Source organism: Soonwooa sp., assembly GCF_030151385.1.
GTDB lineage: Bacteria > Bacteroidota > Bacteroidia > Flavobacteriales > Weeksellaceae > Soonwooa.
This window is the reverse complement of record NZ_JASLDS010000001.1, coordinates 1-16,271: the sequence shown is the minus strand read 5'-3', so window position 1 is coordinate 16,271 and position 16,271 is coordinate 1. Positions and strand designations below refer to the sequence as shown.

At 34.6% G+C, this 16,271-nt stretch carries 12 protein-coding genes; 5 read left to right on the top strand and 7 right to left on the bottom strand.

Features of this window, described 5'->3' with window-relative positions:
- Positions 1 to 92: 92 nt before the first annotated feature.
- The 3 genes from Q1V95_RS00060 to Q1V95_RS00050 all read left to right on the top strand — a co-directional run bounded on the left by Q1V95_RS00060 (position 93) and on the right by Q1V95_RS00050 (position 4,652).
- On the top strand, positions 93 to 3,065 hold the full coding sequence (locus Q1V95_RS00060; protein ID WP_300668785.1) for a T9SS type A sorting domain-containing protein: 2,973 nt from the start codon (positions 93 to 95) through the stop codon (positions 3,063 to 3,065).
- Between the two features lie 102 nt (positions 3,066 to 3,167).
- Positions 3,168 to 4,031, top strand: a complete 864-nt coding sequence (locus Q1V95_RS00055) for a hypothetical protein (protein WP_300668782.1) — start codon at positions 3,168 to 3,170, stop codon at positions 4,029 to 4,031.
- A gap of 81 nt (positions 4,032 to 4,112) precedes the next feature.
- Entirely contained in the window at positions 4,113 to 4,652 is a 540-nt protein-coding gene (locus Q1V95_RS00050; RefSeq protein WP_300668780.1) for a hypothetical protein, read from the top strand.
- 94 nt (positions 4,653 to 4,746) lie between these two features.
- Here Q1V95_RS00050 and Q1V95_RS00045 read toward each other — a convergent pair whose 3' ends face one another.
- The 3 genes from Q1V95_RS00045 to Q1V95_RS00035 all read right to left on the bottom strand — a co-directional run bounded on the left by Q1V95_RS00045 (position 4,747) and on the right by Q1V95_RS00035 (position 9,358).
- Complete coding sequence (locus Q1V95_RS00045; RefSeq protein ID WP_300668777.1) at positions 4,747 to 6,108, bottom strand: T9SS type A sorting domain-containing protein; 1,362 nt, start codon at positions 6,106 to 6,108, stop codon at positions 4,747 to 4,749.
- Positions 6,109 to 6,114: 6 nt separating this feature from the next.
- Positions 6,115 to 7,494, bottom strand: a complete 1,380-nt coding sequence (locus Q1V95_RS00040; RefSeq protein ID WP_300668775.1) for a T9SS type A sorting domain-containing protein — start codon at positions 7,492 to 7,494, stop codon at positions 6,115 to 6,117.
- Between the two features lie 190 nt (positions 7,495 to 7,684).
- Positions 7,685 to 9,358 (bottom strand): tetratricopeptide repeat protein, encoded by a 1,674-nt coding sequence (locus Q1V95_RS00035; RefSeq protein WP_300668773.1) that lies wholly within the window; start codon positions 9,356 to 9,358, stop codon positions 7,685 to 7,687.
- A 195-nt stretch (positions 9,359 to 9,553) separates the two neighbouring features.
- Here Q1V95_RS00035 and Q1V95_RS00030 point away from each other — a divergent pair, with 195 nt between their 5' ends.
- Positions 9,554 to 10,660 carry a serine hydrolase domain-containing protein gene (locus tag Q1V95_RS00030; protein WP_300668770.1) on the top strand — a complete coding sequence of 369 codons (1,107 nt, stop codon included), beginning with the start codon at positions 9,554 to 9,556 and terminating at the stop codon, positions 10,658 to 10,660.
- Between the two features lie 13 nt (positions 10,661 to 10,673).
- Here the strand turns inward: Q1V95_RS00030 and Q1V95_RS00025 are convergent, their stop codons facing one another.
- Together Q1V95_RS00025 and Q1V95_RS00020 are read right to left on the bottom strand one after the other, a co-directional pair.
- On the bottom strand, positions 10,674 to 12,035 hold the full coding sequence (locus Q1V95_RS00025) for a M64 family metallopeptidase (protein WP_300668767.1): 1,362 nt from the start codon (positions 12,033 to 12,035) through the stop codon (positions 10,674 to 10,676).
- Positions 12,036 to 12,037: 2 nt separating this feature from the next.
- Entirely contained in the window at positions 12,038 to 12,526 is a 489-nt protein-coding gene (locus Q1V95_RS00020; RefSeq protein WP_300668766.1) for a hypothetical protein, read from the bottom strand.
- 113 nt (positions 12,527 to 12,639) lie between these two features.
- On the opposite strand from Q1V95_RS00020, the gene Q1V95_RS00015 reads away from it, so the two are divergent.
- Positions 12,640 to 14,343 carry an OmpA family protein gene (locus tag Q1V95_RS00015; RefSeq protein ID WP_300668765.1) on the top strand — a complete coding sequence of 568 codons (1,704 nt, stop codon included), beginning with the start codon at positions 12,640 to 12,642 and terminating at the stop codon, positions 14,341 to 14,343.
- An 85-nt stretch (positions 14,344 to 14,428) separates the two neighbouring features.
- Here the strand turns inward: Q1V95_RS00015 and Q1V95_RS00010 are convergent, their stop codons facing one another.
- Together Q1V95_RS00010 and Q1V95_RS00005 are read right to left on the bottom strand one after the other, a co-directional pair.
- On the bottom strand, positions 14,429 to 15,697 hold the full coding sequence (locus Q1V95_RS00010) for an ectonucleotide pyrophosphatase/phosphodiesterase (protein WP_300668762.1): 1,269 nt from the start codon (positions 15,695 to 15,697) through the stop codon (positions 14,429 to 14,431).
- A 300-nt stretch (positions 15,698 to 15,997) separates the two neighbouring features.
- Positions 15,998 to 16,270 carry a DUF3467 domain-containing protein gene (locus Q1V95_RS00005; RefSeq protein WP_300668759.1) on the bottom strand — a complete coding sequence of 91 codons (273 nt, stop codon included), beginning with the start codon at positions 16,268 to 16,270 and terminating at the stop codon, positions 15,998 to 16,000.
- Position 16,271 lies beyond the last annotated feature (1 nt).

Here is a 16,271-nt window from a genome sequence, read left to right as displayed (position 1 = left end):
AATACTACTAACTGTAAAAGTTATTTATAATTAAAAACCTCATCGAAATCGGTGAGGTTTTTTTGTTATATTTGAAAAAAACTCATTTTTCTATGAAAAAAATTTATTTGCTTACATTATTAATTTTGGGGATTCTCTTTAATGCTCAAGAAACTTCTTTAAGCGCAAAAAAGTTATTTCAGGTCAACACATATAATGGTGGTCAACTTTTTAAAACAATTTTTGACAATGATGGGAATCATTTGTCTGTAGGATACGCAAACGGTCCCTATACGTTTTTAAATGAAAACATCACAAGCATTGGCATCAATGATCTTTACCTTGCAAAAACTGACAGAAACTCAGACGAAAAAATCTGGCTAAAAACGCTCAATTCTGGAGTTGGTGGTAAAATACAGCCTTACTATATTTCGGTTGATAACAATAGTAACATATATGTTGCGGCAACATTTGAAGGCACTATAAAAATTAATAGTAATTCCTATACTTCTAATGAACTTGGAAAAGCTATTATTTTAAAATACGATAATAATGGAAAACTGTTATGGGGTTCTAAAATTGATGCAATTCCCACAATTAACATATACAATACAAAAATTGTAAAGGACGGAAATCTATTATTTTATCTCAAGGATCAAAATCTAGTGACATTAAATGCCGATAGTGGAGATATCATTAATCAGAAAACTTTTACATATTTTTCTATATCAGCAATTCAAATTAAGAATAGCGAACTATTTTTAGCATGTTCCGCAAATAATAATATCCAGATTTTAGGTAGTAATTTCAATTCGAATGCTGGATTTATTTTAAAAACAGATTTAAACTTGGAGCCAAAATCTTTTATAAAATTCTATGGCAACTCTAATCAAAACGCAAGAATTTTTGATATTTTGATTTCTGATGATAATAATCTTTATATTATGTCATCATTATCATCAAGTGGAAATCTAATTGCAGAAAGTAGTTCGGGATATATTAAAACAGGTTTAAGAAACGCCAATCAAGCGGGCTATACTAGTAATTTTTGGTTATCAAAATTCAGTTTAGATTTTAATAATTCGGAGTGGATGTACGGTCATTTAGTCAATACTAGTATTTCTTCTTTTTCAGGTCCCAAACTTTATCAAGGCAATGATAATGACATCGACATCATTTTTGGACAAGCAAATTTGAGCGGCTATTTCAATAGTAATATTTTCTATAGTTTCACAGGAAGAGGTTTGCTTAATGTCAGAAAAGACGGCAATCTTCGTCAAATTATTAATGGAATTCCATTTGATAATTACAACGGTAATTATAATGTTGATATCAAACATGATTCTGAGAATTTATATGTCTCAGTTCCGAGATTTGATTTTTCAAATATGGACAGCTTTTATAGTACAGATATCTTAAAAAAAGGAAATCAGGATACAGATTTGTCATTGTCCAAAACTTATCAACCGAAGACTAAGTTTGGTTACTTACGAGCTCGAGAATTATTTAAAGTCGATGACAATGGCGATGTCTTTAATTCTTATGTTACTAAAGGGAAATTATTCAACTTTTTTGGGCAGGAAAACGAAACAACAGCCAACAATAATATTATATCGAGATTATCAGCTAATGGCACTTTACAATGGAAGATAAAGGCAGAAGGCGTTATTGATAATTATACTGGTTATTGGATAGAAGGTCACCGTATCGATATCAACAATAACAAAGAGGTCGTTTCTGTATTTAATTGCTATCACGATGATCTTTCATCTTGCAAATTAATAGATAGTCAAGGCAATTCTGAAGAATTTTATTCGGGCGCTAAAATATCAAAATTCAATGATGATGGTTCTTTTAAATGGTCTAAAGATTTAGGCTTTAACGTAAGTTGGCCTGGTGGACCATCAGTAAAAGACCTTTCTACTTACTACGATAATGCAGGAAATGTTATTGTTGTGGGCAAAAGTAGGGCTACCAATCTATATTACAATGACGAACAATTCAAAATTACTGGAAACAGTTTTTTCATTTTAAAGCTTGATAGCAATGGTAATAAGATGCTTTTCAAGTCATTTCCATACAATGCAAGTTCAGAATTATTTACAAGATTTGACCAACAGAATAATATCTATATGTTTTTAAATATAGAAAATCAGACGAGTGATATGCATTTTGATTCTGTAACAATTCCACAAAATGGGCAAAGTCCTAACAAATTTGTAATGCTAAAAATGAACCCACAAGGCAATGTATTACTTGGAAAAAATTATCTTTCTAACGACGCAAACAATGTGGAGTATATAAGTACTTTCGCAAAGTTCGATGGTAAAGATTTTGTCCTCTACGGCCATACAAGCAATGGGATGAATTTACAACATGAGACTTTTGCAAACCCATACCCAAATACATATAGCTTCTCTACCTCTTTGATTTCCAAAATTTCGGTTATTGGAGATATTATTTGGTCATATCCTTTTTACTCCTCAAGTAATTCCAATGCGCCGATAACTTCAACACAAAATTATAATTCTAATAATATTGATTTTGATGAAGACAAAAATATTTACGTTACTGATATCTGGCGAGGTTCTATGAATTACAGAAACACTGAAATTGCAGCGACATCGGATTTAAAAACAAAATTGTTTAAACTTGATGCAGATGCCAATTTAAAATATTATAAAGCTATTGACAATTCTGAAAGTAACCCGTATATCAGCGTTTATGGAAAGGATAAAATCGCTGTGGCTTCTAACAGCAGTAAGAATTTTTTATTAGACAAAGCACTTAATGATCTTGGTGGAAGTAACAGCTATATTTTATTTTTAGAAAAAGAAGAATTGGCGACTCAAAATATTTCACAAAACATTTTTAACATTTATCCCAATCCTACTTCTGATGTCATCAATATTAATTCAAAAGAAAAAATCAAAACTATTGAGATTTATGATGCCACTGGAAAAATAATGATTAGCACGATCAATTCAAATAATCAGGTTGATGTTCGGAAACTCATCAACGGAATTTACTACATCAGAATAAGCACTGATAACAATAATTTCACTTCAAAATTTATTAAGAAATAAACTCAAAACCGCAGAATATACTGCGGTTTTATTATTTTAAAATATATTAAGACTAAGCATTGAAAAACGCTCACTTTTACTACCTTAGTAAAAAGCAAAATGATGTCAAAAATTAAAATTGAAAATCCTTGTCACGAAAACTGGGACAATATGAAATCTGTTTCAGGAGGTCGCTTTTGCGATTCTTGTTCGAAAAAAGTTTTTGATTTGACTGATAAAACTGATCAAGAAGTTAACGAAATATTCAACTCCAACAAGGATAATCATATCTGCACCAGAATTCAGAAAAGCAGATTAATAACGAAGCACACAAAACATAACACCAATAGTTTTTCTCTTGCAAAATCTGTCAGCAGTATGCTTTTACTCGCTACTCTTGCACCTAATGTTAGCGCGCAAATCTCAAAAGACACTGCGACAGTACAAGAAATCACCGAAGTTATTGTTGTTGGTATAAGCATTCCTATCAATGATTCCGACGATAGTCCATTTCAAAAAACGGAATACAAAAAAATCAACGGCTGGGTCAACAGCAAATCTTCTGAAAGAGAAAAACAAGCCGAAGTCAACCTTGTTGGTTTGTCAAATCTATACCGCGTCAACACGAACAACCAAGGCAACTTCAATTTAGAAATCACAAAAGACGAATACAAAAAGAGATTGCTATTTATCTCAAAGCGAAAAGACGAGCCTAATCGTATTTACTTTAATGAATTTCCAAATGGCGATATCGAAAATATTCGTTTGACCTTAAGTGAAGAACATAGCTATTTGTTAAATCCAAAAAAAATCGCAAAAAAAGAGTCCTATTTTTTTGATGGCGAAGAAGTTTCTTATGCCGATTTTACCGATATAATTACCGATACTGACAAAGTAGAATATTTTTACATTCCTGTTAGGTTCTCTGTTTTGCCTAAGCCAAAGCAAATACAAACTGGAATATATGTGGCATATTCTAAAAATTAAAGAATTTAACCTAAGCTTAACTTTTGTTTAAAAATAAAAACCACTTTTCATCGTAATATTATAAGACTAAAATATTAAAAGATGAAAAAACTTATTTTGTTAGCTTCGGTAGTTGGAGCTTTTAGTATGACATTTGCGCAATCAGTGATTGGCTCTTACACACAATCGGCTTTTATTGCACCTGACCAAATCCGTGATGCTGCGAAAACTGATGTCAAGATTACACAGGACAAAACTCAGAAAAATAAAATTTGGGTTGCGAATCTTATTGGTGGTTCAACTTTTTATGCTTTAGCAAATGCCAGCAACGAGGACAAAGCTGTCTACAGTGTTCCTGCGCAAACAGTTGGTGGCTACGCAGTAAAATTAGGTTGCGTTATTTTTGACAAGGAAGAAAACCAAGTTGCTATTGCATTAAATAACAAATCTCAATGTTTTGGCATTTCGCAGTCAGATTATGATAACGTTTCGGTTAGTAAAAAAGGCGTGAAAGCTGGTGGCGTAAAGGTTGGCAGTAACGGCGAAATCTCCGCAGGAGGAACGAAAGTTGGCAAAAACGGTGTTGATGTCGATGTTAAAGGTGCATTGGCTGGCGTTCAATATGTCGGAAGCAAGAATTAAATCTGCAAAAATTTAAAATAAAAAAACCTCGCAATTGCGAGGTTTTCCATTAAAACTGGGTTTTAACTAACTCAATAAATATATGAAAAATAATTTACTTTTTAATCACTTTATAGGTTTGTGAGCCTTTGTCAGTTGTCACATTAACATTGTAAACGCCAGTTGTTAAGCTTGTAACATTTATTTTTTTATTAGCATCCACTTTGGATTGGTTAACCAATTGTCCTGCTCCATTGTAAATTTTGACAGACTCTACTTTGTCTTTGGTTTCGATACTCAAAACCTCTGTTACTGGATTTGGATAAAGTTTAACATCGTTTTTAACTGCAATGTTTTGAGCAGCTAGGAAGCTATCAGGTAATTGAATACGGAAACTTTTATTTGGATCCGTATTGATACTTGGGAATGACCATCCAACAATATATTTTCCATTTGAAGACATCATAGTAGGCGCTGCAATTTTGTCCCCATTTAAATTAAAGCCTAAATCGTTTTGCACAAAATCATTAAGATTTTTTATTCCACCAGTCTTCGTCCAAATAAACGGTAGTGAAGTACCATTTTGCTTCATTTGAAAACCTAAAACAATAGAGCCATCATTATTGATTGCGCTCACCATAGAAGTGTAAGCTGGTTCAGGAAAAAGACTACCTAAATTAATAACACCGGTCTCTTCACTCCAAATCCACGCCGCTGGAAATGCTGGATCACTTTTACCACCAAGCCATTTTCCATTTTCAGAAATAGCCCGAATTTCACCTAACTGATTATAATAATCTGTTGGACTTCCATTAGGATTAACTAAGAGCATTTTATTAGCATCATAGCTTCCATCTGCATTTCTCTTCCAAACAGAAGATTTCCATGGTCCACCAATATCTTGCCACCCTACAATGATTGCTCCATCACCACTAACCGCATTAGCTCTTGCATCCTTACTGATATTATTTGACTTCAGCTCGATAGGTCCTTTTTCTTCATTCCAAAGAAATCCGATTGCTTTCTTATTTCCATTAGAATTAAAAGAAAGACCAACAACATTTTTACCATCTTCAGAAATATAATAGCCCGAACTTAGCGAATTCGGATCTAAGGCAACACCAGTACTACCTAAATTCTGCCAGGTTTTTGTAGAAACATTGTATCTCGACATTTCAGCAAGTTTGCCATTTCCTTGACCATTAAATGCAGAACCAGAAATATAGTTACCATCTCCAGAAAAAACATAGACACCACCATATCCATTTCCAGGTGCAACGCCTCCAATATTTTCAACGGTTTTCTCTTCTGGATTCCAAAAGAATATTGGTCCAGCAAATGCATTATAACCAACTACTTTTCCACTATTTGAGACACCAGTAGCACCAGGAAAAACTGAAGTTGAAAGATATTGTGCTGAAATTTGATTAGCATTTATTGCGAATAATGCACTTGCCAAAAGTAATTTAATTTTCATAATCTTTTATTTCTTGATGATTTTATGAGTTTGTGATCCTTTGTCGGTTGTCACATTAACATTGTAAACACCAGCTGTTAAGTTTGTAACATTTACTTTTTTATCAGCATCCACTTTGGATTGGTTAACCAATTGTCCTGCTGCATTGTAGATTTTGACAGATTCTACTTTGTCTTTGGTTTCGATATTCAAAACATCTGTTACTGGATTTGGATAAAGTTTAACATTGTTTTTAACCTCAATATTTTGTGATGCTAAATAACTATCAGGTAATTGAATACGGAAACTTCTTAATTGCTCGCTAAGATTAGATGGAAATGCCCAACCAGAAATATATTTTCCATTTTGAGAAATCATTAATGGCACATAGATTTTGTCACCACCCATATCGTAACCAAGCGTATTTTGTACAAAATCATTTAGATCTTTAATACCGTCTTTTTGTGTCCAAATAAATGGATAATAAATCGCAGGCGAATCAACATCTTTTTTAGCAATATAATAACCCATAACAATACTTGCATCATTATTAAAAGCAGTTACCCAACCTGTTCGACCTTCCTCGTTAGTTAAAGTTCCTAAATCTTTAACACCAGTCGCTTCGCTCCAAATCCAAGCATTAGGAAATGCAAAATCGCTTTTGCCCCCAATCCATTTTCCATCTGGCGAGATTGCGCGAACTTCTCCCAATTGATTATAATTATCAGTCGCACTGCCATTTGGATTGACTAACAGCATTTTATTAGTTTCATAAGTTCCATCTGCTTTTCTTTTCCAAACCGAAGACTTCCAAGGTCCACCAATATCTTGATAACCAGCTACAATAGAACCATCACCGCTAATCGCGTTAATTCTGGCATTTTTTAATGGATTAGAAGATGTCAATTCAATTGGTCCTTTATCTTCATTCCAAACAAAACCTACCGATTTTTTGTTTCCATTAGAGTTGTAAGACAAGCCACCAACAGTTTTTCCATCAGCAGAAATATAATAACCAGAACTCATCGAGTTAGGGTCAGAACCCATTCCTGTAAAACCTAATACTTTCCAAGTTTTAGTTTCTCTATCGTATCGAGACATTTGTGCTTTTAGCCCTGTTCCGTTTGGATTTTCGTCTGACGCTGTTCCAGATAAATATCTTCCATCAGCAGAAAAAACTGCAATTCCACCATAACCATTTCCTGGCGCAATTCCGCCGATGTTTTCAATATCCTGCGTGTCTGGATTCCAAATGTAATATGAACCAGGAGAATTGTAAAGAGAAACTAAGCCTTGGTTGGATACGCCAATTGCGTTAGGAGAAAATTGAGTTCTTATATATTGTGCCGAAATTTGATTAGCTGTTATTGCAAATAATGCACTTGTAAAAAGTAATTTAATTTTCATAAAAATAGAATTTTGTTAGTTGTGATGTTTGTTTGGTTTTCGAAAATTTTCTTGAACAAAGATTATTATTCACCAATTAATTTCACAACAAAATGCTAGTACAATACTAATACACTCCCAAAATTCTATATTACATTTTTAATACAACGGAACGCAAAGCGTTTATTTTCAAACACTTAACTATATTACATTACAACTCCATCAAAAAATTGGTAAGATTGGTATCTTCACCTTGGATGTTAAGTTTTTTTCGAAGTCGAGTCCTCGAAACCATAATCGAATTAACAGACTGGTAGGTAATTGCTGAAATCTCCTTAGTCGACAAATTGAGCTTGAGAAAAGCACACAATTTTTTTTCGTTGGGTGTTAAATCAGGAAACATTTTTTGAAGTTTAGAATAAAACTCAGGATTAACTTTTGTAAAATGGGTCTCGAATTCTGTCCAGACATCGTTGTCTTTTTTCTGGCGCATTTCCATAATCATCTCTTGGATGCGATTTTGGTTTTGAGCTGCTGCCGATTTTTTAAGTTCAATTAATTGATCTGCAATAGAATTAATAAGTTCATTCTTTTTAAGTAAAAACATCACCTTACTCGTCATTTCTCGATCTTGATAAGCAATATCTTCTTTGAGTTTATTCCGTTCTAAAGACAAATTCTTTCGCTCTAGCTCTAGCTTTTCATTCTCAAGATTTATATTTTTGATTTTCGACTTTTGCAGGTAAATCCACAATATAAGAATCCCCAAAATGCCAATTAATAAAGCTGCAATCATGTAAGCGCGAAAACGTTGCTTGGTATTTTGAGCTTCTTTGATTGCCAAGTCTGATTCATAATTTTCCTTTTGTTTGTCCAGAGCATACTTCATTTCGACTTGCGCGACATTTCTCAAACTCTGTTCATTAAAGAGGCTATCTTTAATTTTCACCATATCCGAAAAATTGCGATAGGCTTCTTTGTATTTACCTGTCTCATCATAAAGCGCCGTTAGAGATTCAAGGCTATTAACCATAGATTCTGGACTACCAATCTCTTTTCCTAGTGTCAAGGCATTACTAAAATAAGTTTCGGCTCGTCCAAAATCTTTGCTAAGCGCATAACATTTTCCAAGATTGTTATAACATTGGGCAATGCCGCGCTTGTCGTTTAGGTCTTGACGAATTTTAAGAGCTTGCTCATAATAATAAATTGCCAGGGCATACTCCTTTTCCTCCACATGGCAAATGCCAATATTATTGTACAATGTCGCATTCAGCGTTTTGTCATTATAAGTTTCGTTGATTTTTAACGCAGATTCGAAAAGACTTATCCCTTTCTTAAAGTTTTTTTGCTTGATATAAACACTTGCCGTATTATTAATGATTTTTAATTCCAAGAAACTGACATCTTTTGGAGCTATTACCTTTTGTTCCTTTAAAAGTTTATCTGCTTCCGCATAATGTTGTAGCGCCTTTGCGTAATCACTTTGTAACTGCTCTAGGTTGCCATAAAGCGAAATAATCTCGATTTTGTTTCTATTTAATAATGGATCTTTGGACGATTTTTGCAAAAGTTTGTCATTAATAGAATTCGCTTTCATATAATAGTCTAGCGAGCTAGCATAATTCCCTTTAGCTAGATAAATATTTCCCAAAGTTCTGTAGACCCCAATCTTCTCAATACCTTCTGGCAGTTTGCTAATTAAAATATCTGCCCGCTTACTATAATACAGTGCAGAGTCTAAATTGGATTTAATAAAATCGTCCGATTTCTTAAGGTAATTGTTGATTTCGATGACTTTAGGATCTTTCGACTCCTGACTTCCATTTTGCGAAAACAACAAATTGCTAAAGAACATTAATATGACTAACAAATACCTCAACATTAACTTGGATTTAATACCGAAAGTTACAACTTATTGAGATTTGCATAAGAAAGTATTTTTGGAATTTTTAAGACTAGAAAGCATACAAATCCCAAGTCTAAATCTGATAAAAATCAAATTACTTTTCAGAATTCTATATTTTCCCTACTTTTAAAACAAAAACACATTTTGAAGAATCATTTTCCCTTTTATTTTTTGTTCATTTTTCTAATTGGCTTTCAATCTTGCAAAAAAGCTGAAGAAGTTAAAGCTCAAAAAATCATTGATCAAAAACGTATTGAAGATAGTATAGCGGTTGCCAAAAAAAACGCTGAAATAGCACCTCTTTTAGATTCAATTATTTTAAAAAATAAATTTAATGCAATCGTTTCTGTAGATTGGGATGGAAAAAAAATATATGAGCGCGCCAATGGTTTTTCAAATTTTAAAACCAAATCCAAAATCGACAATCAAAGCCTTTTCCCAATTGCATCAAATAGTAAGCAGTTTGCTGGTGTTTTAATCCTACAACTTCAGGAGCAGCATCTGTTAAATATCAATGACAAAGTTTCGCAATATCTTCCCGATTACAAAATAAAATCTTATCAAGACATCACGATTGCACAATTGCTGCATCACACTTCTGGCATCAACTTTATTGGTGAAAAACTTCTCTTCCAACCTGGCGCCGAAATGCATTATTCCAACGACGGTTACAAAAGTCTTGGTGACATTGTCGAAAAAGTAACAGGCAAATCTTATGATGATAATGCAATGGCACTCTTCCAAAAGTTAGGAATGACACATTCTTCAACAGGAAATCTCTATAACGGAAACAATTTTGCTAGCGCACATATTGGAAGTCTTACACAAAACGAAGAAGTCCCAAACATGCCGAAACGTTTGGATAAAAATCATATTTCTATTGCGGCTGGTGGTATCCTATCCAATGTTGATGATTTACATCTTTGGAACAAATCTTTGTACAATGAAAAAGTATTGAGCGATTCGGCGTTTCAAATTTTTGTAAAGCCTGCCAAAACTTTTGATCACTATATTTTAGGAAAAGTGAAATATGGTTGTGGTATTATGATTCATGATGAAAACCCAAAAACCTATCTCCATACAGGCTATGTTAAAGGCGCTCCATCTTTGGTCATTTACTATCCAGAAACCAAAACCTCAGTTGTTATTCTATCCAATATCGCCAACGAAAAATTAGGTAAAAAAGCCATTTATAAAAGTCATCGCGAAATAAGAGCAAAAATGGATTCTTTACAAATGCTTTGGACAAAAGCAGAAACAAAAAGCACCGCTGGTTAACAGTGCTTGAAGATTATTCTTTAATAACTTGTTTAGTAAATAAGAGCGAAGCATCTTTGTAAACGCTTACAACATAAGTTGCTCTTGCTAAATACTTCATATCAACTTTATAATTGTCAGATTCTTTTAATTTAAGTTTAGAAATCACACGACCAGACATATCGCTAATCACAGCTGACAATTCGCCTAGATTCTTTTGCTTAGATCCAATTTGTAAATAATCATTTGTTGGATTAGGATAAACCACGAAATCATAGATTTGACTTCCAACATTTGATACACCCAAATTAGAACGATTGATTGTCCAAGTAATACTCGTTAAATGCGTCGCCGAATGGTTGTCAATTCTAACATCCGAAGTATTATCTACCACATTAAAAGTTAGCTGATTATCCCCCGTTTGCAGATCTGTTTTGTTAATCGTCAAAGCTCCAGAATTAGTACCAACGGCTGCTCCATTTAACTTCCAGCTTGCATCTAACGTATTTGGAATTGGTAAAATCAAATTAACATTAAAATTCATTTGCTCCGCAGCATCCATTGTCCCAACATTTGTTGGTGTATAAGATTCAACTGGATTTTTGGTTGCATGGATTTTTTCAATTAAAGTTTCCTTACAAACAGCACAAAACTGTTGGTTGAGATAACGCATTTCACAATTTTGGTGCGGTCGGAACCAAGTTGGACTTTCTGTGTAAGGATAGATCCCAACATTGTTAGTACCAAGCCAGTTTTTCCATTTAATCGTTGCAGAATTATTATTTAGAGTCTTATTAGGAGATTCTCCACTACCCGAGAACCAATACTCATCTGCTAGTTTCCCGAACGAATGCCCTAGCTCGTGTACTGCAACATCTGGCGCTTGGGCGTGTCTTGACAAAAACGCGTAGGCACCACCGCAACCACCATATTCGGTATCGTTACCAACAATTAGCGCCATATCATAATCTGGAAAATTGGTCGCTAAAGTTTGCGCTGTTTTGGTTGCATTTCCATAGACACAGCGGTGTGTACCACCAACATCATAAGCAGTTCCTAAATAATTATTAGGGTTAGAAATCGGGATAACAGGTTCTGTAACATCTGTCGCGGTTCCAGGATGCTTAACGCCAGATTCTGCAGAGATTACCTTAATCGCATAAACATTAAAATAATTTTTGTAATTGGTATAAGGCGCCTTACTAAACAAATAGTTTGCAATATTTGCAACATCTTGCGTAAAAGTCGCTTGCTGGCTGCTTGTATAACCATCTCCCATGATAACAAGGTTGATGCGTTTGTCGCGTGGACCATTTTGGATAACTGGTACAACTTCGAATGTCTGTGCGCACATAAGGCCACCTAACATCCCAAATAATAAGGAGAGTTTTTTCATATTTATAAGTTTTGATTGTGTATTAATTTACTATTCTGTCCATTAATTTCATAAATGTTAATTTGCGTCACCTTCGCTGCTGGATCTTGATTAAATCTTATTGAAAAATCCGCTTTTTCGAAACTGGCTTGTTCTTTCTCCATTCCACTAGGTGTATAACTTTCCATGACTGGCGCAAGCGGATCATCTAGTAAAAATGTTTTAGCAACCTTTTGATCAGCTGTTAGCAAATCAATCTTAAGATAATTCGGCATTTGTTCTCTTCTATTGTCCAAAACCTCCAGTTTAATGACACCATCGGTTAATTTTTTATCATGCAATTTAACAATTGGCGAAGAATTTCCTTTTTCAATTTCAAAAAAGAGGTACATTATTTTTGGAGGCGCAGACTGCACAACGGATGGCAAAGTACCACTAGCATTAGACTTTTCATTATAGCCAACATCGCATGCATAAAGAAAAATTAATAAGAAAGGAGAAATCCATTTCATAGTAAAAGTTTTGAAGAAGTTAAATATTTTCTGTTACAAAACTAATATTTTAATCTCACTTTTATTATTGTAAATGAAAAACTTAAAATCCCTATTTTTACAAAAATTTTTCTGTGAAAAAAATCTATGCTTTTTTGCTTTTAGCTTGTTCATTTGGTGCAACAAAGGCACAATATTACGGCGACTTTGATAATAACTTTCGACTGGGAATCCATGGTGGAATCGACGTTGCCTCTTTGGATAACAAAACACCTTTCATCAATTATAAAACTGGTTTTAATGCAGGGCTTAATGTTGATTATTTTTGGACTTGGTTTGGTTTGGGAGCAGATTTTAATTACCTAAGCAATACCACAAAAAGCACTTATCCAAGCGACAATTTATTTTTTAATAATGTTAAATTAAATAATGTTCAGCTTTCAGAAAAATCGATTAATAGAATGTTTATCGGAATTGGTCCGAACTTCAAACATGATTTTTCGGACGAGCTTTCTATGATTTTCAAACTTCGTGGCGGAATCAGCACTTTGAAGAATGGGGATATTCAACTGACAGGAATTGCAAACAATCAAAACATTGCACTTAACGAACATAATAGTTATGATGTGTCAAGTGTTGCGAGTGCCAAAGCACAACTGGAATTTAATTATTTCTTCACCGAAAATCTTGGGTTAAATTTCGGCGCTTACTATTTGCAACATTTCCAAGTTAAAGAAAACGGTACAGGCACAATTGCTGGCTATTATCCTTATTCGGAAGCCAATGGACAAATTAACCTCAACACACAACAAGGCTTCCAAGGTCGCAGCTCGCTGGAGCACGAAGCACATTCTGTTGGGGCTTTTGCAGGTTTGATCTATCGTTTTGGGAACTCTTACAAAAACAAAAAGTCCAAAGTTGCGACCACTTCTTACAAAATGGAAGTTTTAGTAAAGGATAAATATTCTGGTGAGGTGCTTCCAAACTCGGAAGTTGTATTATTTAACAGCCAAGGTCAACGTTCTTATTACGGAACATCCAACAAAGATGGAAAAGTTATTTTCACGAATGTTAAACCTGATGATTACGAGCTTAAAGGAAAATTCCGCGACATTAATTTAGTTACAAAAAAGATTGAGAAAAAAACAATTCTGACGCTTTCGCCATTATATTTCGAGCTTGAAAATGAAGACGAAAGATTCTTTATCGAAGGAAAAGTGACAGATTGTAATACACAAAAAGCATTGCCTTATGCTAGTGTTAGTCTTAAAAATGAAAAAACTTCGGAAGTTAAAAACCTAAAAACTTCGGCGAACGGAACATTTAGTTTTATGGCGTCAAAAGATGAGTTGTACAGCATCTATGGCAAAAAAGGAAACTACTTTTCACAGACCGAAAATCTTGATGGGAAAAATAATGACCGAACTAAAAAGATGTTTATCAATCTTCAAGTTTGTATGGAAGAAGCGACTTGTGACAAAGCCATCAACTTAAAAAACATTAATTACGATTTTGATAAAACCACGATTCGTGATGATGCAAAACCAGAACTTGACAAACTTTATCAGTTCTTGGCAGAAAATCCAACGATAAAGCTAGAATTATCGTCACATACAGACTCTCGTGGTTCTGACGATTATAACCTTAAGCTATCACAAGGTCGTGCCGATTCGGCTGTTAATTATTTAGTTTCGAAAGGACTTAGTCGAAGTCGCGTCATCGCAAAAGGTTATGGCGAAACGAAATTGTTAAACGAGTGTAGCAACGGTGTCAATTGTACTGAAGAGCAACATCAACATAATCGAAGAACGGAATTCAAAGTGATTTGCGCTAAATAGAATATAAAAACGCCTTTCAGAGTTTCTGAAAGGCGTTTTTTTTATTTTTTTTCGTAGATCTAAATTACATTTATTTAATGAAAAATTATTTCAAAATCTTGTCTGCAACTTTTTCGTTTCCGTCAATAGGTGAAGTGATTTTGAGACCTAAAATCTTCGTTACAATTGGATAGACATTAATATTGTCAAAATGCGAAATCTCCAAATCTGATTTGAAAGCTGGTCCCCAAGCTCTAAAAATCGCACGCATTTCGGGAACTTTTTTAGGATCAAAACCATGTTTTCCGATGCTTGTTGTTTTACCTTTTTCGAGGAAAACTTTTGGTGCATTAGGAACCAGAAGGATATCGCCAATTCGGTTATAGACATCATCTTTTTTACCAAAATGCAAGCGTCGTGGAAAACAAGATTCTTTGTAAACTTTATAATCTGAGGTTTTAGACTTTTTTAATTCACGATAAGCCGTTTTCACATCGTCAGGATTTTTAACTTTTACACGCAACAACGTATTGCTATTAAAATAATCGAAACGCGATTTATCTTTTAGAATTTCGGGAATGTCGATGGCATTTTCTTTATCAACCTTTATCATACCGTGGTCAGACACGAAAACAAAACTCACATTTTTGAGTCCAAGATTATTAACCTTAGCAACCAATTCGCCGATTGCTGCATCGACAGATTTTACAGCCTCTTCCGTTTCTTTTGAGTCTGGCCCGTGATGGTGTCCATTGCTGTCAACTTCTGGAAAATACATCGTGATAAAATGCGGTCGTTGCGCTTCGGGAAGTTTTAGCCAATTAAGAACGATGTTTACTTTTTGATTATTATTAAACTTTTCGTGGTAGTTGTAATAATAAGTTGGTCGCGTTTTCCCCGCATCGGACTGAGAACTTACCCAAAACAATGATGCTGACAAAAGTCCTTGCTCTTCCGCTAAACTCCAAAGTGGTTTTCCGCCGTACCAAGTTCCGTCACTTACCACTTTTGCATCATTCATTTTGTAGGCTTCGTTACGCTTATAATCGTAGAAGAAATTATCTACCAAACCGTGATGCGCAGGATACAAACCTGTTACCAAGGTGTAATGATTGGGAAATGTTATGGAAGGAAAACTCGGATTCATGTAATCGGCTGCTACACCTTGCTTTGACAATCTGTCAATATTTGGTGTCGCATATTTTTTTGGATAATCATACCTAAAACCGTCCACCGAAATCATAATAACATAAGGTTTATCCTGAAAATCCGCTACTGTATTAGCTCGATTAGGAACGACAATTTGTGCTGTATCAGTCTGTGCACTCGCAAAAGCACACAGCAGCACATTAAGGAAAAATAGGAATTTTTTCATTGTGGTAAAAATAGATAACAAATTTAGTTTTGATTTTTGAAACTTGGGTTAAATAGTGGTCAATTTTTCTAATTATCCCGAATCTGCGTGAGGGCGAAGCGCATTGTTGGAGCTCGTGATGTGAGGCGGCGGAGCGTAGCGGAGCCGTCCGAGCATCACAGCGACTGCGCGCAGACCGACACTGGCGGCGAGGGAGGCGCGAGCGCAGCGAGCGCCGAAAGAGCCGTCATGTGGCACGCCCAAAATAAAAAAATCCCGACTCTTGGTAGAATCGGGATTTCTTGTATGTTAAGAAAAATCTTAAGCTTGTACGTTGTTACCTCCTAATACGAAAGGTTCAACTTCTTTGATTTCTCCGTATTGTTGCTCGTAGTTAGCGATGTTTTGTTGTAACGCAGCCAATACTCTCTTTGCATGAAGTGGAGCAAGGATAACTCTTGATCTTACGTTAGCTTGTTGTACACCTGGCATCAATTGGATGAAATCCATTACGAACTCTGATGGAGAGTGGTTAACTAATGCTAAGTTACAGTATACACCAGCAGCTACCATTTCGTTAAGTTGGATGTTGATG